The following is a 17,667-nucleotide window of genomic DNA, read 5'->3' on the forward strand; positions in this document are numbered from 1 at the left end:
AGGCGAATCAGCGCCTGCATCAAGACAAACGATCTGAGTCTGGAGGAGTTTCATGGAAGGCTTCATCACCGACTGGCTGAACCTCGCGCTGCGATGGCTGCACGTCATCGTCGCCATTGCGTGGATCGGCGAGTCGTTCTATTTCGTCGCGCTCGACAACAGCCTGAAACCGCCGACCGACCCGAACCAGCGCAAGCGCGGCGTGTTCGGCGAGCTGTGGCACGTGCACGGCGGCGGTTTCTACAACATGCAGAAGTACACGGTCGCCCCGCCGGAAATGCCCGACGACCTGCACTGGTCGAAGTGGCCGTCGTACACGACGTGGCTGTCGGGCTTCACGCTGTTCTTCGTGCTGTACCTGCTCGCACCGAACACGTACCTGATCGACAAGAACGTGCTCGACATGGGCCCGGTGGTCGCCGTGGCTTCCGCACTCGGCTTCCTCGCCGCCGGCTGGATCGTCTACGACTCGCTGTGCCGCATCCTCGGCACCAACGATCGCGTGCTCGGCATCTGCGTCGGCGTGTACGTCGTGATCGCCGCGTACCTCGCATGCCACATCTTCTCGGGCCGTGCCGCCTACCTGATCGTCGGCGCGATGCTCGCGACGATCATGTCGGCGAACGTGTTCTTCGTGATCATCCCGGGCCAGCGCAAGATGGTCGACAAGATGCTCAAGGGCGAGGAGCCGAACCCGATCTACGGCAAGCGCGGCAAGCAGCGTTCGGTGCACAACACGTACTTCACGCTGCCGGTCGTGTTCGCGATGCTGTCGAACCACTATGCGATGACGTACACGAACAAGTTCAACTGGGTCGTGCTCGTGCTGATCATGCTGGCCGGCGCGCTGATTCGTCAGTTCTTCGTGATGCGTCACCGCGGCAAGCAGCTGTGGTATCTGCCGATCGGCGGTGTCGCGCTGCTGTCGGGCGCGCTGGTGTGGACGATGCCGAAGCCGGTTGCTCCGGAAGCGCAAGCGGCCAACGCACCGAAGGTCGCGATCCACGACATCATGCCGATCCTGCAGCAGCGCTGTGTCGAGTGCCACTCGTCGAAGCCGACGCTGATGGGCAGCGCGCCCGCGGGCGTGATGTTCGACACGCCGGAAGAAGTGTCGAAGAACGCGCAGCGCATCTACGACCAGGCCGTACGCCTGAAGGCGATGCCGATCGGCAACGTCACGCACATGACCGACGACGAGCGGATGAAGCTCGCCGCGTGGTTCGAGGGCGGCGCCGTGAAGTAAGCACCGGGTTCGACCGCGCCTGAACGACTGGCCCGCTTCGGCGGGCCTGTTTTTTTTGTATGCCGCGGGACCGCTCGACGGCGACGTCGAGCCGCACCGGTCAGCCGGCCGAATAGCGCGGCGCGTAGCTCGCCTTGCGCGCGGCAAGCTGCGTCGCCCGCTCCGCCGGCGTGACGTAGCGAGTCGTCGCCGGCAGTACCGAGCGCAGGTCGGCCAGCTTCACGAGCATCGCATGCGCGGCAGGCGCCGCGCATGCCGACGTCGCGGGTAGCCCTTGCCAGCGCAGATTCAGAAAGCCTTCGTGGATGCCGACCGTATCCACCCAGTTGTAGACGCCCGGATCGCTCGGCGATACGACGAACGTGAGCGTACCGTCCGGATTCGCGACCGCCTGGCTGTTGTTCAGCGACTGCGTGTGATTCACGTAGTCGGTCGTGATCAGCCAGCGGCCATAGGCGGGCGCAATGAAGTATTTCGCGCCGCCAAGGCTGACCGTCACCACCAACGCTTCGTCGTCGGCGATCCGGAACGCGCTGTAGGTGGCCGCCTGCGTCGACAGCCGCCCGGCCGAGCCACCCAGCGATACGGCCGGAATCGTATTGACCGGCTGCGCGTTCGCGAGCGCGTTGTAGCTGGCGAACGTGCTGCCGCCGTTGCCGACCTGCGCGGCCAGCGCGGCGATCATCTCGGCCTTGGTCGGCGCCGCCGCCGACGAAGCGCCGGACACGCGCTCGACCGACAGATCGTCGAATTGCTGCACGCCCCATTCGGCGACGGTATCGCGAATGAAGAACGATGCGGCGACCGCCGGCAACACGACGTGATTGCCGGTACCGTCTCCCGCGCCGGAATCCGCGGTAATCGTGAAGCTGCCGTCCGCACCGACCCGCAACTGATCGCCGGTCAGGTTCGACAGCGTCGCGTGACGGCTGTCCCACAAGCTGACGTTGCTGTCGACCGGGCCGTCGCGATGCACGTTACCGCGAATCACGTAACGCGCCGTCGGGTCGACCGGAAAGCTGCGATAAATCGTATCCGGATTGTCGAACGTCGTGCGCGAGCCCGGCACGTCGATGCCGAACCACGTATGCGGCGCGGCGAGTCCGGAGATTACTTTCGGCGCGTTCGGATCACGGTTCGTGATCGCGAGCGCGCTCGACATCGCCGATTCGTCGACGGCCGTCTGCAGATAGGCGAGCGACTCGTCCGGCACGCCGCCCACCGCCTGGGCCGCGGCCAGCCATTGCGCCTTCAGCGCAGCCTTCGCCTGCACGACCGCGGGCGCGGCCACCAGTTCGAGCGCGAGTTTCTCCGCCGCGATCTGATCGGGCGTGGCCAGCGGGTTCGCGCTACGGGCCGCGCTCGTGCCGGTACTGGCGACGATGTCGCCGTCGCTGCCGTCGCATGCGGCGAGCGCCAGCACGGCCGCCGCCACTGCCGCGGCGATCGGGAGTCTTCCATTCATATCGGGATGTTCGTGGGAGGAGGTTCGAGGATTCGGAACGTACCGGCCCGCCGGGCCGACAAATCGGTCAAGATACCGGGCTCCCGTGCCGCAACGAACCAACGATATGGAATATGCAAAGTCCTCGCGCGACAACCGTGCAGCGAAATGAAAAAAGCCCGCGCATCGTGCGCGGGCTTTCCGGGTAACGCCGCCGTCGGCTCAGGCCGTCACCGCGTCCAGTGCATCCTCGGTGAGCCACAGCGACTCCTGCAGATCCTGCTCGTTCAGGTTCAGCCCATCGCCGCCGCGATCGACGACGATGAAGTCGCTCACGCCGCCCAACGCGATCAGCGGGTGATGCCACACGCCCTTCGCATAGTTGACGCCCTGCCAGCCGCTCGTCGCGAATGCGCGAATCTTCGCGGGATCGAGCTCGCCCGCGGGCGCGACGACGACGAGATACGGCTGGTCGTTCAGCGGCACGAACGCCTGACTGCCGAGCGGATGCCGCTCGAGCATCTTCACCTCGAACGGCAGCGTGCGCGGCTGGCCGCGGAACAGGTTGACGAGCGTGCGGCCGCCTTCATCGGTCACGTCGACTTTCGCGAGATCGTGAAAGCGGATCGTCGTGCCGAGGTTGATCGGGATCTGCTTGGCCCCTTCCGTTTCGATCACGTCGCCGAACGGCGCAAACGCTTCCTTGGTCAGCGGTTCGATGGCAAGCGTCTTCATTTGTCGAGCGTCCCCCACAGACGCAGGCGCGATACGCCGCCGTCCGGAATGATGTTCAGCCGCACGTGCGTGACGGGGCCGAGCGATGCGACGTCGTGTTCGAAGTAGTGCTGCTTGTCCATCTGCAGCTTCTGTTCGCCGAGCAGCACCGGCCAGAACATCGACTGCGTGATCAACGAGCTGTCCGTGCCGCCCGACACATAGGCAGCCTGGATCGAGCAGCGATCCGGGTAATTGCCCTTGAAGAACGCGGTATCGACTTCGATCTTGCGAATCACGCCCGGGTGCGCGAGCGCGATGATCGCCCAATCGTTGCCCGGTTCGCGGCGGCGGCGAGTTTCCCAGCCGTCGCCCATGTTCACGCCGCGGCCCGGCAGCAGCAGGTTCGACGCGACGCCGAAGTGCTGGTTGTTCGCCGCCACCACGTAACCGCCGTTTTCCATCGCCGCGAGGTCGAACTGCTCGGTCGCGCTCGCGCCGGCCCAGTCGAGCTGCGGCTGGCCGTACACGCGCAGGCGCGCGATGCCGCCGTCCGGGTAGATGTTTATGCGCAGGTGCGTGAACGCGCGCGCGTCGCTCGCTTCGACGTAGTGATGGCTGTTGCCTTGCAGCGTGGTCGACGCGACGATCTCGACCCACTCGGTGGCCTGCGTCGGCGCGCCGTCGGCCACGAACGCGGCCTCGATCGACGCCGCCGGCGGGAAGTTGCCGGTGAAGTGGCTCGTATCGATGTCGAAGCCCTTGATCACGCCGGGGCGCGCGAGCTTGACGATGCACCAGTCGTAGCCGGTCGTGCGCTTGCGGCGCGTCTCCCAGCCGTCCATCCACTTGCCGTGGTCGTCGTACTTGCCGGGGATGAAGACGGCGGGCTCGGGGTTCAGCATCCGGTCCTTCGGCGCGAAGAAATCGTCGCTGGCCTCGAGCGCCTGCGCACCGAGACGCGGGTCGGCAAGATTCACGTAGCGCCGCGTGAAATCGGGTGCGTTCGGATCGAGAAGCGGAACAGCCATGATGTTTCCTTGTTTCAGTGAGGCGATCGGGCCGCTGCGACGCAGCAGGCCGTATTGCGGTGTCAGGCGGCGGTGTCAGACGTCGATCAGGTCATCGAGGCGAAAGCGCGCGATCCGGTAAATCTGGTCGAGGCTCGCGCGCAGCTCCTCGGCCCGCGAATGATTCACGCGCGACTCGAAGTTCGCGATGATGCCGTGGCGGTCATAGCCGCGCACCGCGAGGATGAACGGGAAGCCGAACTTCTCGCGATACGTGCGGTTCAGCGTCAGCAGCTTGTCGAATTCTTCCTGCGTGCACTGGTCGAGGCCCGCGCCGCTTTGCTCGCGGGTCGACTCGGCCGTCAGTTCGCCGCGCACGGCGGCCTTGCCGGCCAGCTCCGGGTGGGCGTTGATCAGCGCGAGCTGGCGCGCTTCGCCGCTGGTTTCCACCGCGTCCGACATCGTCTTGTGCAGCGCGTCGATGCTCGCGAACGGCCGCTCGCCCGCGGCGACCTCGGCCACCCACGGCGAATGTTCGAAAATCCCCGACAACGCCGCGACGAATGCGCTCGGCGCCATCGTGTTCAGTTGTTCCAACGTGTAGCGCATCGCCTTCATGCTTTCCCTTCGTTTCGATGATTGGGCTGATACGGATGATGTTCACGCCAGTGACGCGCGATATCGACACGGCGCGTCACCCATACGCGATCGTGCTTCTCGATGTGATCGAGGAAACGCTGCAGCCCGCGGAACCGGCCCGGCCGGCCGAGCAGCCGGCAGTGCATGCCGATCGACAGCATCTTCGGCGCCTCGTCGCCCTCCGCGTACAGCACGTCGAATGCGTCGCGCAGGTAGTGGAAGAAGTGATCGCCGGTGTTGAAGCCCTGCGGCGTCGCGAAACGCATGTCGTTCGTGTCCAGCGTGTACGGCACGATCAGTTGCGGCGACGTGCGGCCGCCCGACACCTCGACGTCCATCCAGAACGGCAGGTCGTCGCCGTAGTTGTCGGAGTCGTACAGGAAGCCGCCGTATTCGGCGACCAGGCGGTGCGTGTTCGGGCTGTCGCGGCCGGTATACCAGCCGAGCGGGCGCTCGCCCGTCACGCGCTCGATCGCTTCCATCCCGAGGCGCATGTGTTCGGCTTCGAGTTCCGGCGTCATGCTCTGGTAGTGAATCCAGCGCCAGCCGTGGCACGCGATTTCATGGCCGAGCTCGACGAATGCGCGCGCAAGCTCCGGATGACGCTCGATCGCCATGCCGACGCCGAATACCGTCAGCGGCAGCCCGCGCTTCTCGAATTCGCGCAGGATGCGCCACACGCCGGCCCGCGACCCGTATTCGTAGATCGACTCCATGCTCATGTGGCGGTCCGGATACGCGGCGGCGCCGACGATTTCGGACAGGAACTGCTCGGAGCCCGGATCGCCGTGCAGCACGCAGTTCTCGCCGCCCTCCTCGTAATTCAGCACGAATTGCACGGCGACGCGGGCGCGCCCCGGCCAGTTCGCCTGAACGGGATGGCGGCCGTAGCCGATCAGGTCGCGAGGATAGTTGGGATCGAGTGACATGGTTCGAAATGCAACGAATGCGGGCCGAGTGAGCGGGCCGAATAATGGGTTCGCATCGACGGCGCGGCGCCCGGAGGCGGGCCGCACCAGCCGATGCGACGACGGCCCAGTGTAGCGAAAACGTTCATACGCGCCCATACAGCGGCGCAGATAGTGCGTGTCAGACGGTGTGTATGTGCGGGTGCGGCAAATCCGGGACCGGTTCCGCCGCATCCCCGTCCGGCGGGCTGAAGCGGGCGAACGCACCGTCGTAGCGCTTCGGCAGCGGCCGCGCGTAGTCGCCGCGCTTCGCGGTCGCGAGGCGCAACGCGACGAGCGCCTCGGCCCACTTGACGGCCGCCGTGACGCCCTCGACCACCGGCGCACCGATCTGCTGCTCGATCTCGTGCGCGAATTCGGCCATCCCCGCGCAGCCGAGCACGATCGCGTCGGCGCCGTCCTCGTCGAGCGCGCGCCGGCATTCGTCGACGATGATCCGGCGCGCGGCCGAGCCGGGCCGGTCGAGTTCGAGCACCGCGACGTCGGTTGCGCGCACGTTGCGGCAGAACCGCTTCATCCCGTAGCGCTCCGCGAGGTGCCACGCCATCCCGCAGGTACGCGCGAGCGTCGTGACAACCGAGAAGCCCGGCGCGAGCACGCTCGCCGCATGCATCGCGGCCTCGGCGATGCCGATCACCGGCCCGCGCGCGAGTTCCCGCGCCGCATACAGGCCCGGATCGCCGAAACACGCGATCACGTATGCGTCGCAGCCGTCGCGCTCGCCCTGCGCGATCTCGGCGAGCAGCCCCGGCGTCGCGAGCGCCTCGTCGTAATACCCTTCGATCGACGGCGGCCCCATCGGCGGGCTCACGGCCACGATCTCCGTGCCGGCGGCCGCGACCTCGCGCGCGCAGCGGCCCATCGCGTCGGTCATCCGCTGCGTCGTATTCGGATTGATCAGTCGGATCTTCATCGCAGGCTCCTTACGCCTTCGCGCCTGCCAGCAGCCGGTAGAACCCGAAGCCGAGCCCCGCGCCGATGAACCACGAGAAATTCGCGACGCCCTGCCAGCCCGGCACCATCACGCACACGACCGCGATCACCGCAGCCGGCAGCAGCGCGGCGAGCGCGCGGCGGTTCACACCGCCCGTATACCAGTAGGCGCCGCTTTCCGACATCGTGTACAGGTCGTCGCGCACGAGGCGGCCGCGCTTGACGAGGTAGAAGTCGGCGATCAGCACGCCGTACAGCGGGCCGATGAACGCGCCGAGCACGTCGAGCGTGTAATGGATCACCGCCGGGTTGTTGAACAGGTTCCACGGCGTGATGAAGATCGATGCGACGGCGGCGAGCATCCCGCCCGCGCGCCAGCTGATCAGGCGCGGCGCGACGTTCGAGAAATCGAACGCGGGAGACACGAAGTTCGCGACGATGTTGATGCCGATCGTCGCGATCGTGAACGTCAGCGCGCCGAGGATCACCGCGGTCGGATGGTCGATGCGGCCGACCGTCTCGACCGGATCGGTGATCAGTTCACCGAACACCGGCAGCGTCGCGGCGGTGGTGATCACCGTGACGAGCGAGAACGCGAGGAAGTTGACGGGCAGCCCCCAGAAATTGCCGCGCTTCACGTCGCCGAACGAGCGGCAGTAGCGCGAGAAGTCGCCGAAGTTGAGCATCGGCCCGGAGAAGTACGACACGACGAGCGACACGGCGGTGATCATCACCGGAATCACTTCGGCGCCGTGATACTTGACGCCGCCGAGGTTGATGCCGATGTTGCGCCAGCCCGCGCGCCACACCATGTAGCCGGCCAGGATGAACATCACGACATAGACGGCCGGGCCCGCGAAGTCGATGAACTTCTTGATCGTCTCCATCCCGTTCCAGAACACGAACGCCTGGAGCACCCACAGCAGCATGAAGCCGGCCCAGCCGACCGCCGACAGCCCGAGGAAGCCGTAGCGATGGACGTCCGCATACGGCAGCCATTGCGGGAAGAATTTCAGCACGACGATCACGAGCGCGCTCGACGCGAGATAAGTCTGGATTCCATACCATGCGATCGCGATCAGCCCGCGGATCACGGCCGGCACGTTCGCGCCGAGCACGCCGAAGGTCGCGCGGCACGCGACCGGATACGGCACGCCGATCTGCTGGCTCGGCCGCGCGATCAGGTTGCACAGCCCGTTCACGAGGCCGATGCCGACGATCAGCGCGATCAGCACCTGCCAGCTCGTCAGCCCGAGCGCGAACAGGCTGCCCGCGAACACGTAGCCGCCGACGCTGTGCACGTCCGACATCCAGAACGCGAAGATGTTGTACGCGCCCCACGTCTGATTTTTTAGGGGTGCCAAATCTTCGTTATACAGACGTTCGCTGTAACCGTCCGGCAATGCCGGACCGCCGCCCTCGCCGCCTTCTTCCGCCGGATAGGCGCTGTCGTGCGCCACACTGAATTGAGCCATGACTTCTCCTTGACGCGGCCGGAAGGCCGCTCCACCGTCATCGATATCGCTCCGGATCATCGCCCGGAGTCGGACCCGCGGCCCTCGGCAAACACCGCAGGCCTGCATTGCTCTCGTCGTGTGGCGCGGCCGGGTTCGCGTCGCCGCTCAGGCGCCGCCGAACACTTCGCGCAAATCGACCTGCCCTTGCGCGGGCCGGTCCAGCATCTTCAGTTCGACATGCTGCAGGTGGCGCGCCATCAGCGTCACCGCCTGCTTCGGATCGCCCGCCTCCAGTGCGGCGAGGATCTCGTCGTGGTCGTCGCACGAACACGGGCTGCGCCCGTGCGATTCGTACAGCGCCGACATCAGCGTCGAGCGTGCGACGAGCCCTTCGAGGCACTCGCTGAGCGTCGCATTGCCCATCAGCGTCGCGAGCGCCGTATGGAATTCGCCCGACAGCCGGATCCACGCCGCGAAGTCGTGCCGCTCGAACGCCTTGCGTTCCTTGTCGATCAGCGCCGCGACGCCCTTCAACCGCCTGGCGCCGGGGCCGGTCGCGAGCCGCTCGACCACGGCCAGCTCGATGATCCGGCGCATCTCGAACACTTCGTGCACGTCCTGCAGCGACGGGCTCGCGACGAACGCGCCGCGGTTCGGCTCGAGGTCGACCAGTTTGTCGGTCGCGAGCTGCGCGAGCGCCTGGCGGATCGTCCCGCGCTTCACGCCGAACACTTCGCAGAGCTGCGCCTCCGTCAGCTTCGCGCCGGGCGCGAGCCGATGCTCGAGGATCGCGGTGCGGATGCGCTCGGCGATCGCTTCGGGACCAACTGCGCCGGACGGATGGGAATCGGGCTCGTTCATGATCTGCATCGTGTGATGGTCCTCATCCTAGGATGGACATAAAGATTGTCAACAATTCTTTTGCGAGATTTCGCACGATCGGCGTGCGTCGGCGTGTCCCCATTCGGTGCAACGCGCACGAGATCCATGCACCACAAGCTTGGAAAGCAAGACGGAGGCTCTTCTCGTCGTATACCCTGCCGGCTATTTTGTTGACAAAAATGGTGCAAAACCGAGCGAAGATCATGTGGGCGTCGACGAAAAATATTGACCGTTAGTTGCGCACTTACATAAAGAAAAAGGCGGGAAACCCGCCTTTCGATCGATCGCGCCGGCGTCAGCCGAGATGCGGATAGTTCGACAGCGTCAGCCGGAACCCGTGCGCATTCGCGACCAGTTGCGCCTGGGCGCCGAACGGCAGCGTCAACAGGTCGGGCACATGGCCGAACTGGAGCCCCGTGACGACCGGAATCCCGACCACCGCGCGCACCTGGTCGATCATCGCCTGCATGTCGTAGCCGTTGTCGTACTCGAACGGCCGCGCGCCGGTGAACTGGCCGAGCACGAGCGCCTGCTGGCGCGCGAGCAGCCCGGACAGGTGCAGTTGATAGATCATCCGCTCGATCCGAAACGGCTGCTCGTTGACGTCTTCGATGAACAGGATGCCGCCCTCGATGTCGGGCATGTACGGCGTGCCGACCAGCGACGTGAGGATCGCGAGGTTGCCGCCCCACAGCGTGCCCGTCACGTTCACCGTCTGCACCTGCGGTGCGTCGGCGACGATCGTCGTGCTCGGCTGCGTCAGCGTCTGCCAGAAATGCTGCATCGTGAAGTCGCTCGGCGTTTCCGCGCCGAAATCGGCCGACAGCATCGGGCCGCCGAACGTCTTGATGCGCGCCTTCGCGTACAGCGCCAGCTGGATCGCCGTGAAGTCGCTGTGACCGACGAGTGCGATCGGCTGGTCGCGCAGCCGGCGCTCGAGCCCGCGATAGTCGAGCCCGTGCAGGATGCGCGCGGCGCCGTAGCCGCCGCGCACCGCGAGCGCGATGTCCGGCAGCGGCCGCTCGGGATCGGCGAGGCGGTTCAGGTCGCCCGCCCGCTCGCCGTCGGTGCCGCCGAAACGCTGGAAGCGCCGCTGCGTCGCCTCGATGTTCTCGATGCGCTGCTGCGCGCTGCTGAGGCGCTCGAGCGCGCGGTTGATCGCGTCGGGGTCGTGCGGATAGCCGGATGGCGCCAGCAGGCGGATGGTGTAGGACGCGGCGGGCTGGAAGGACATGGCGAAAGGTGTCGGGATCGTCAAACCTGCTTAGAGGGTCCGAACCGTGTCCGGTTCACGAAAACCGTGCACGCCCGTAACGACGGGCGCGACAGCGGCGCCTATGACGCGCCCGATTCGGCGTCGCGGGCGAGCCGCGCTTCGCGCAGCGCGCGACGGCGCTCGGCGAAGAACGACTTCAGCGCGGCGCCGCACTCGTCGGCGAGCACGCCGCCGGTCACTTCGGTGTGGTGGTTGAGCTGCGGATTCGCGAATGCGTCGATCACGCTGCCGCACGCGCCCGTCTTCGGATCGGCCGCGCCATAGACGACCCGCGCGATGCGCGCATGCATGATCGCGCCTGCGCACATCAGGCACGGCTCGAGCGTCACGTACAGCTCGCAGCCGGGCATCCGGTAATTGCGCAGCTGCTGCGCGGCCATGCGCAGCGCGGCCATTTCGGCATGCGCGGACGGATCGTGCCCGCCGATCGGATGGTTGAAGCCGCGTGCGATCACTTCGTCGCCGCGCACGAGCACCGCGCCGACCGGCACTTCGCCGGCTGCGCGCGCCTCTTCGGCGGCGGCCTGCGCCAGACGCATGAAATGCAGGTCGCGCGCCGATACGGGCGCGGCTTCGTGAACGGGAGAATCGGCGGCGGGGTCAGCGGCCGCGGGTGCCGCGTGAGCTACGTCGTGCAGCGCGTCGGACGTCACATCGTCCCCGCTTCGGCGGGCGCGTCGTCGAGCCCGCGCTCGCACAGGCGTTCCGCGATGCGCCGGCAGTAGTCGCGCGGCATCACCATCGGGCCGCCGCGCAGCGATTCGAGCGCCATGTCGAGCGCGAGGATCTTCGCCTGCAGCCGGCAGCGCGCGGCGCGGTCGCTGACCGCCTGCACTTCGTCGTGCAGGTTGCGCAGCGCGCGCAGTTGCTCGACGGCCGGCGGCACGAAGCCCGCGTTCTTCAGGATACGGTTGGCCACCCGCACCTCCTCGGGCACGAGGAGGTCGTCATCCAGCGCCTGCGGCGCGCCGGTACCCGGCAAATCGTCGAACTCGCCCCGCGCGGCGGCGGCGGCAATACGTTGTTCGACCAGGGCGTCAAGCAATCTCATCAGTCAATCGGAACAATGCGGCAGGCCGAATTCTAGCAGGGTGACGCCGGTATGACAGGCCCTTCGAATATATGCTCGATATCGCGTTTTTAGGGGCCGAATCGCAGCGCATGCGCGCCGATCGCCTTCACTTGCCGCTGTGCTGCGCCGCAGCAGGCCGAGCGCCGTCCCGACGCTTCCGGACGGGGGCGATGGCCTACCCCATTTTTTATCCACGACGATCCCGCAGGCCCCCGCCGACCCGACGAAAATGCCGGCCTCCTGCCTGCCTCCCCGCCTTCGCCGCCCGATTACGCAGCTACCGTTTCCGGCCGCGCTTTCGCGAACGGGCGGAACATCGTCGCGATCAGGAACGCGCCGACCCCGATCGCGAACGATCCGAGGTACAGTCAGCCGTAGCTGCCGAGCGCGTCGACGATCAGCCCGCCCGCGACCGGGCCCGCGGCCATCCCGAGGCTGCCGGCCATCGCGCAGCCGCCGATCACGGTGCCCATCATCCGCAGCGGGAAATTCTCGCGCGCGAGCACCGAATAGAGCGGCATCACGCCCGCATAGACGAAACCGAACAGCGTCGCGACCGCGTAGAAGCCGTCGAGCGAGCGCACGAAGTAATAGCCGAGCGCGCCGAACGCCTGCGCGAGCAATCCCGCCACCAGCATGCGCTTCGCGCCGAGGCGATCGCCGAGTATCCCGAACGCGATCCGGCCGCCCATGCCCGCGAGCCCTTCCACGCTGTAGATCGACACCGCGACGATCAGCGGAATCCCGCAGGTCACCGCGTAGCTGACCGTGTGGAAGATCGGGCCCGAATGTGTCGCGCAGCAGAAGAAATTGGTCAGCAGCAATACCGCGAACTGCGGCGAGCGCAGCGCATCCGCGACCGACATCGCGGCGGGCGCGCCGGCGGACGCTGGCGCGGGCGCCGCGTGCGCGGCTGCAGCGTCGAGCGCCGGCGCCCGGCGCACCAGCAGCGACACCGGAATCATCACGGCGGCCGCCAGCGCGGCAATCAGCAGCATCGACGTGCGCCAGTCGCGCACCGACACGAGCCATGCGGCCAGCGGCGCCATCGTCATCGGCGCCATTCCCATGCCGGCCGACACGAGCGATACCGCGAGGCTGCGGTGCGTGTCGAACCAGCCGGTCACGCACGCCATCATCGGCGCGAATATCGCGGCCGTCGCGCTGCCGACGGCCAGGCCGAAGGTCAGCTGGAACACGAGCAGCGACGGCGCGCGGCTCGCCAGCGCCAGGCTCGCCGACAGCAGCACGGCGCCCGCGACGACGACCGGCCGCGTGCCGACCCGGTCCGACAGGCTGCCCCACGCCATGCTCGCAAACGCCATCGCGATGAAGCCGAGCGTCATCGCGGCCGAAATGCCGGTCATCGACCAGCCCGTATCGCGCGCGATGGACCGCAGGAACACCGGTAACGAAAACATCGCGCCGATCGCGACGCAGCCCATCAGGCCGCCCGCGGCGACGATCACCCAGCGGTATCGGGAATCCGGCATGTGACGTGTCATGTGGCATCTCCTCGTTCGTTGCGCCATTCGCGGCAACCCGGTGCCGGCCGCAGGGCGCGGCGCACTGCCCGGTCGATATCGATACGACGGGCGACGCATCGGGAAATCGACATGCGCGGCGCATGGGCCGCGGAATTTTTATTGTCGACGATTCCGCGCGGCTCGCAAGGGTCGGATCATCCGGTCGCCCCGCCGCCTGCCGCCCCGCTTTTCCGCAACGGGAAATTCGAAAGCAGAAATGGTTGGTTGGGGCGCGCACGTGCGCTGGCTACACTCGCCCCATCTTGTCATAACAAGTTGACCGATGACTCCATCCAACGTCGTGCCGCTGTCCGCGGCCCCGCTCTACGTGCAGATCAAGGACGCGCTGCGCGCGCGCATTCTCGACGGCACCTATGCGCCGCACAGCCGGATGCCGTCCGAGCACGAACTCTGCGCGATGTTCGACGTCAGCCGCATCACGGTGCGCCAGGCGCTCGGCGACCTGCAGAAGGAGGGCCTGCTGTTCAAGCTGCACGGCAAGGGCACGTTCGTGTCGAAGCCGAAGGCCTTCCAGAACGTGACGTCGCTGCAGGGGTTCGCCGAGGCGATGTCGTCGATGGGCTACGAAATCGTCAACCAGTTGCGCAGCCTGCGCACCGTGAAGGCCGATCGCCATCTCGCGACGAAGCTGAACGTGCCCGAAGGCGCGCCGCTTGTCGAGATCCATCGCGTGCGGCTGCTGAACCGCGAACCCGTGTCGCTCGAACAGACCTGGGTGCCCGAAGCGCTCGGCAAGCGCCTCGCCGGCGCCGATCTCGCGACCCGCGACATCTTCCTGATCCTGGAGAACGACTGCGGCATTGCGCTCGGCCATGCCGACGTGTCGATCGACGCGATCCTCGCCGACGACGAAATCGTCGACGCGCTGCACGTCGAGGAAAGCAGCCCCGTGCTGCGTATCGAGCGTCTCACGCACGATGCATCCGGTGCGCCGATCGACTACGAAACCCTCTACTTCCGCGGCGACGCCTTCCAGTACCGGCTGCGCATCGATCGGCAGAAGGCGCGCAAACCTGCAAGGAACCCGCGATGAACACCCATGTGCACGAATACGACATCGTCGTGGTCGGCGGCGGCACGGCCGGCCCGATGGCGGCCATCAAGGCAAAGGAGCGCGATCCGTCCCTGCGCGTGCTGCTGCTCGAGAAGGCCAACGTGAAACGCAGCGGCGCGATCTCGATGGGCATGGACGGCCTGAACAACGCGGTGATCCCCGGTCATGCGACGCCCGAGCAGTACACGCGCGAGATCACGATCGCCAACGACGGGATCGTCGACCAGGAAGCCGTGTACGCGTACGCCGCGCACAGCTTCACGACGATCGAGCAGCTCGATCGCTGGGGCGTGAAGTTCGAGAAGGACGGCACCGGCGACTACGCGGTGAAGAAGGTCCATCACATGGGCTCGTACGTGCTGCCGATGCCGGAGGGCCACGACATCAAGAAGGTGCTGTACCGGCAACTGAAGCGCGCGCGCATCGCGATCACGAACCGGATCGTCGCGACGCGCGTGCTGACCGACGCGCAGGGCCGCGCGAGCGGCGTGCTCGGCTTCGACTGCCGCACAGCCGAATTCCACGTGATCCGCGCGAAGGCCGTGATCCTCTGCTGTGGTGCGGCGGGCCGCCTCGGTCTGCCGGCATCGGGCTATCTGATGGGCACGTACGAGAATCCGACCAACGCGGGCGACGGCTACGCGATGGCCTATCACGCGGGCGCGGCGCTCGCGAACCTCGAATGCTTCCAGATCAATCCGTTGATCAAGGATTACAACGGCCCGGCGTGCGCGTACGTGACCGGCCCGCTCGGCGGCTTCACCGCGAACGGCAAGGGCGAACGCTTCATCGAATGCGACTACTGGAGCGGCCAGATGATGTGGGAGTTCTACCAGGAACTGCAGAGCGGCAACGGCCCCGTGTTCCTGAAGCTCGACCATCTCGCGGAAGAAACGATCCGGACCATCGAGCAGATCCTGCATACGAACGAACGGCCGAGCCGCGGCCGTTTCCATGCGGGGCGCGGCACCGACTACCGCAGCCAGATGGTCGAGATGCACATCTCGGAGATCGGCTTCTGCAGCGGCCACAGCGCATCGGGCGTGTATGTGAATGCGCGCGCGGAGACGACCGTGCCGGGGCTGTACGCGGCCGGCGACATGGCGGCCGTTCCGCACAACTACATGCTCGGCGCCTTCACGTACGGCTGGTTCGCCGGGCAAAACGCGGCCGACTACGCGGCCGGCCGCGAACACGCGCCGGTGGACGACCAACAGGTCGACGCCGAGCGCTCGCGCGTGCTCGCGCCGTTGCTGCGCGAGCGCGGCCTGGCGCCGGCGCAGGTCGAGTACAAGCTGCGCCGCATGGTGAACGACTACCTGCAACCGCCGAAGGTGACGCGCAAGATGGAAATCGGGCTGCAACGTTTTGACGCAATTACTGAGGATATCGAAGAAATCAAGGCCGATAATCCGCACGAACTGATGCGCGCAGCCGAAGTGCGCGCGATCCGCGATTGCGCGGAAATGGCCGCACGCGCGTCGTTGTTCCGCACCGAGAGCCGCTGGGGGTTGTACCACCATCGCGTCGATTTCCCGCACCGCAACGACGCCGAATGGTTCTGCCACACGTGGCTGCGCAAGGATGCCGCGGGCGCGATGCGCAGCGAGAAGCGGCCGGTCGAACCATACGTCGTGCCGCTTGCCGACGACGAACGCGGCGCCTACGCGCAGTTGCGCATCCGCGAACCGGCCGCGCTCGCGGCCGCCCTTTGAGGAACCTTGCCATGCCCCATACCCCGCACGACATCTTCCAGCGCAGCAGCGCGCCCGTGACGATCGACGAGACGCTGTGCATCGCCGACAAGGGCTGCACCGTCTGCGTCGACGTGTGCCCGCTCGACCTGCTCGCGATCGACGTCAGCAAGGGCAAGGCGTACATGCAGTTCGACGAATGCTGGTACTGCATGCCGTGCGAACGCGACTGCCCGACCGACGCAGTCAAGGTTGACATTCCTTACCTGCTGCGCTGACACGGCGCGCCACCCGCACCGACGACAGTACGACCGAGCCCGCGTGCGTCGACATCGAGCGCCGCTGTCTCGCGCTGTTGCGCAACGCCGCCTGAGCATGCGTGCCTGCCCATTCACCGCACCGACTTTTTCCATGACCGCCTCTTCCTCCGCTTTCCCGCCGCCCGGCGTGCCGGCCGCCGATCATGCCGCGCTCGTCGCGCGCCTCGCCGCAGCCGATGCCTCGGTGCGCCGCATCGCACTGCTCGAACTCGCCGATCTCGAGGCGCCCGAACTCGTGCCGGCGTTCGTCGCGGCGCTGCGCGACGACCCGTCGGCCGACGTGCGCAGCGAGGCCGCACGCGTGCTCGACGCGTGGGAGCAGCCCGATGTCGTCGACGCGCTGTGCCATGCGCTGCTCGATCCGGACGACGGCGTGCGCGCAACGGCCGCGCACAGCCTGTCCGAACTGAAGGACGCGGCGTCGGGCGCCGTGCTGTGCCGTTGGGCCGACCGGCCCGAACCGTTCGTGCGCACCGCCGTGCTGCGCGGCTTGCGCGAATTGCGCGACCCCGACGCGTTCGCGCCCGCGCTGCGCGCGCTCGACGCGAGCACCGCCGCCGTACGCACGGAGGCGGTCGTCGTGCTCGGCTGGCTCAAGGATGGCCGCGCGCTGCCGCTGCTCGCCCGAGTCGCGACCGCGGACGCCGATGCCGACGTGCGGCGCGCCGCGGTCGGCGCGATCGGGTTTGCAGCGGCCGGCGATACCGCCGTCGTCACCGCGCTGCTCGCGGCGCTGCGCGACGTCGAATGGCAGGTGCGCGAGGAAGCGGCTGCCACGCTCGGCAAGCTGCGCGTCGCCGTTGCGCGCGACCCGCTCGTCGCCGCGCTCGACGACGACTACTGGCAAGTGCGCGTGCGCGCCGTCCGCGCGCTCGGCCAATTGCGCGATGCGGCCGCGGCATCGGCCGTCGTCGCGCTGCTCGCGCATGCGATCAGCAACCTGCGCAAGGAAGCCGCGCTCGCGCTCGGCGAATTGCGCGACCGCGCGACGCTGCCCGCGCTGCACGACGCGCTCGACGATCGCGACCCCGAAGTCCGCAAGGCCGTGCGGATCGCGATCGGACAGATCGACGAGGCGTCGCGATGATTACGCCGATCGAAATCGCACTCGATCACCCGGCACGCGCACTGAAGCTGTCCTGGCCTGACGGCTCGGCGCAACGCATCGACTATGCGCGGTTGCGCAGCGATTGCCCGTGCGCGGAATGCCGCAAGATCCGGCTCGATGGCGGCCGCATCGATGCGCGGCCGGGCCTGACGCTGGACGGCGTGGAACCGCTCGGCTACGGCGTACGCTTCCTGTTCGGCGACGGCCATGCACGCGGCATTTATCCGTGGCCGTACCTGGCGGAGATCGTGTAGCGGCGACGACGCGGCTGCCGCGGTCGAGCGGACCGGATGGCAGGCATGC

17 protein-coding genes and 1 pseudogene are annotated in these 17,667 nt (G+C 67.2%); 6 read left to right on the plus strand and 12 right to left on the minus strand.

Translation table 11 applies throughout. The features are described 5' to 3' along the window. Positions 1 to 52 precede the first annotated feature (52 nt). The gene (locus WT97_RS28270) at positions 53 to 1,246 is read left to right on the plus strand and encodes a urate hydroxylase PuuD (protein WP_060354831.1); all 1,194 of its coding nucleotides are present in this window, start codon (positions 53 to 55) and stop codon (positions 1,244 to 1,246) included. A 100-nt stretch (positions 1,247 to 1,346) separates the two neighbouring features. Here WT97_RS28270 and WT97_RS28275 read toward each other — a convergent pair whose 3' ends face one another. From WT97_RS28275 to WT97_RS28330, 12 genes and pseudogenes are all read right to left on the minus strand, one after another. Next, positions 1,347 to 2,711, minus strand: a complete 1,365-nt coding sequence (locus tag WT97_RS28275; protein WP_060354832.1) for a hypothetical protein — start codon at positions 2,709 to 2,711, stop codon at positions 1,347 to 1,349. 201 nt (positions 2,712 to 2,912) lie between these two features. Further along, positions 2,913 to 3,425: an ureidoglycolate lyase gene (locus tag WT97_RS28280; protein WP_060354833.1), complete on the minus strand. Its 513-nt coding sequence runs from the start codon at positions 3,423 to 3,425 to the stop codon at positions 2,913 to 2,915. Then, positions 3,422 to 4,435, minus strand: a complete 1,014-nt coding sequence (alc, locus tag WT97_RS28285) for an allantoicase (RefSeq protein ID WP_059505956.1) — start codon at positions 4,433 to 4,435, stop codon at positions 3,422 to 3,424. Before alc ends, WT97_RS28280 begins: the two co-directional genes overlap by 4 nt. Positions 4,436 to 4,510: 75 nt before the next feature. After that, a complete protein-coding gene (uraD, locus tag WT97_RS28290; protein ID WP_059505954.1) occupies positions 4,511 to 5,032 on the minus strand; it encodes a 2-oxo-4-hydroxy-4-carboxy-5-ureidoimidazoline decarboxylase in 522 nt (173 codons plus the stop codon). After that, a complete protein-coding gene (puuE, locus tag WT97_RS28295; protein ID WP_034207577.1) occupies positions 5,029 to 5,982 on the minus strand; it encodes an allantoinase PuuE in 954 nt (317 codons plus the stop codon). The genes uraD and puuE overlap by 4 nt, the downstream gene beginning before the upstream one ends. Positions 5,983 to 6,142: 160 nt before the next feature. Next, on the minus strand, positions 6,143 to 6,934 hold the full coding sequence (locus tag WT97_RS28300; protein ID WP_060354834.1) for an aspartate/glutamate racemase family protein: 792 nt from the start codon (positions 6,932 to 6,934) through the stop codon (positions 6,143 to 6,145). Between the two features lie 10 nt (positions 6,935 to 6,944). Further along, positions 6,945 to 8,429, minus strand: a complete 1,485-nt coding sequence (locus tag WT97_RS28305) for an NCS1 family nucleobase:cation symporter-1 (protein WP_059505951.1) — start codon at positions 8,427 to 8,429, stop codon at positions 6,945 to 6,947. A 147-nt stretch (positions 8,430 to 8,576) separates the two neighbouring features. After that, positions 8,577 to 9,281 (minus strand): GntR family transcriptional regulator, encoded by a 705-nt coding sequence (locus tag WT97_RS28310; protein ID WP_059505948.1) that lies wholly within the window; start codon positions 9,279 to 9,281, stop codon positions 8,577 to 8,579. Between the two features lie 307 nt (positions 9,282 to 9,588). After that, the gene (gene ldcA, locus WT97_RS28315; protein WP_060354835.1) at positions 9,589 to 10,527 is read right to left on the minus strand and encodes a muramoyltetrapeptide carboxypeptidase; all 939 of its coding nucleotides are present in this window, start codon (positions 10,525 to 10,527) and stop codon (positions 9,589 to 9,591) included. A 101-nt stretch (positions 10,528 to 10,628) separates the two neighbouring features. Next, positions 10,629 to 11,222, minus strand: coding sequence for a tRNA adenosine(34) deaminase TadA (tadA, locus tag WT97_RS28320; RefSeq protein WP_060354836.1), 594 nt, complete (start codon positions 11,220 to 11,222; stop codon positions 10,629 to 10,631). Further along, positions 11,219 to 11,620, minus strand: a complete 402-nt coding sequence (locus WT97_RS28325) for a DnaJ family domain-containing protein (protein WP_027784729.1) — start codon at positions 11,618 to 11,620, stop codon at positions 11,219 to 11,221. The genes tadA and WT97_RS28325 overlap by 4 nt, the downstream gene beginning before the upstream one ends. Positions 11,621 to 11,910: 290 nt before the next feature. Continuing rightward, positions 11,911 to 13,134 (minus strand): annotated as a pseudogene (locus tag WT97_RS28330) (MFS transporter). A gap of 316 nt (positions 13,135 to 13,450) precedes the next feature. Between WT97_RS28330 and WT97_RS28335 the strand changes: the two are divergent. The 5 genes from WT97_RS28335 to WT97_RS28355 all read left to right on the plus strand — a co-directional run bounded on the left by WT97_RS28335 (position 13,451) and on the right by WT97_RS28355 (position 17,618). After that, positions 13,451 to 14,221, plus strand: a complete 771-nt coding sequence (locus tag WT97_RS28335) for a GntR family transcriptional regulator (protein ID WP_060033774.1) — start codon at positions 13,451 to 13,453, stop codon at positions 14,219 to 14,221. After that, positions 14,218 to 15,957, plus strand: a complete 1,740-nt coding sequence (locus WT97_RS28340) for a fumarate reductase/succinate dehydrogenase flavoprotein subunit (RefSeq protein WP_060354837.1) — start codon at positions 14,218 to 14,220, stop codon at positions 15,955 to 15,957. Before WT97_RS28335 ends, WT97_RS28340 begins: the two co-directional genes overlap by 4 nt. An 11-nt stretch (positions 15,958 to 15,968) precedes the next feature. Beyond that, positions 15,969 to 16,214: a ferredoxin family protein gene (locus tag WT97_RS28345; RefSeq protein WP_060354838.1), complete on the plus strand. Its 246-nt coding sequence runs from the start codon at positions 15,969 to 15,971 to the stop codon at positions 16,212 to 16,214. 133 nt (positions 16,215 to 16,347) lie between these two features. Then, positions 16,348 to 17,343 carry a HEAT repeat domain-containing protein gene (locus WT97_RS28350; RefSeq protein ID WP_060354839.1) on the plus strand — a complete coding sequence of 332 codons (996 nt, stop codon included), beginning with the start codon at positions 16,348 to 16,350 and terminating at the stop codon, positions 17,341 to 17,343. Beyond that, complete coding sequence (locus WT97_RS28355) at positions 17,340 to 17,618, plus strand: gamma-butyrobetaine hydroxylase-like domain-containing protein (RefSeq protein ID WP_060354840.1); 279 nt, start codon at positions 17,340 to 17,342, stop codon at positions 17,616 to 17,618. Before WT97_RS28350 ends, WT97_RS28355 begins: the two co-directional genes overlap by 4 nt. The last annotated feature ends 49 nt before the right edge of the window (positions 17,619 to 17,667 follow it).

The organism is Burkholderia sp. MSMB1459WGS, from assembly GCF_001534535.1.
GTDB lineage: Bacteria > Pseudomonadota > Gammaproteobacteria > Burkholderiales > Burkholderiaceae > Burkholderia.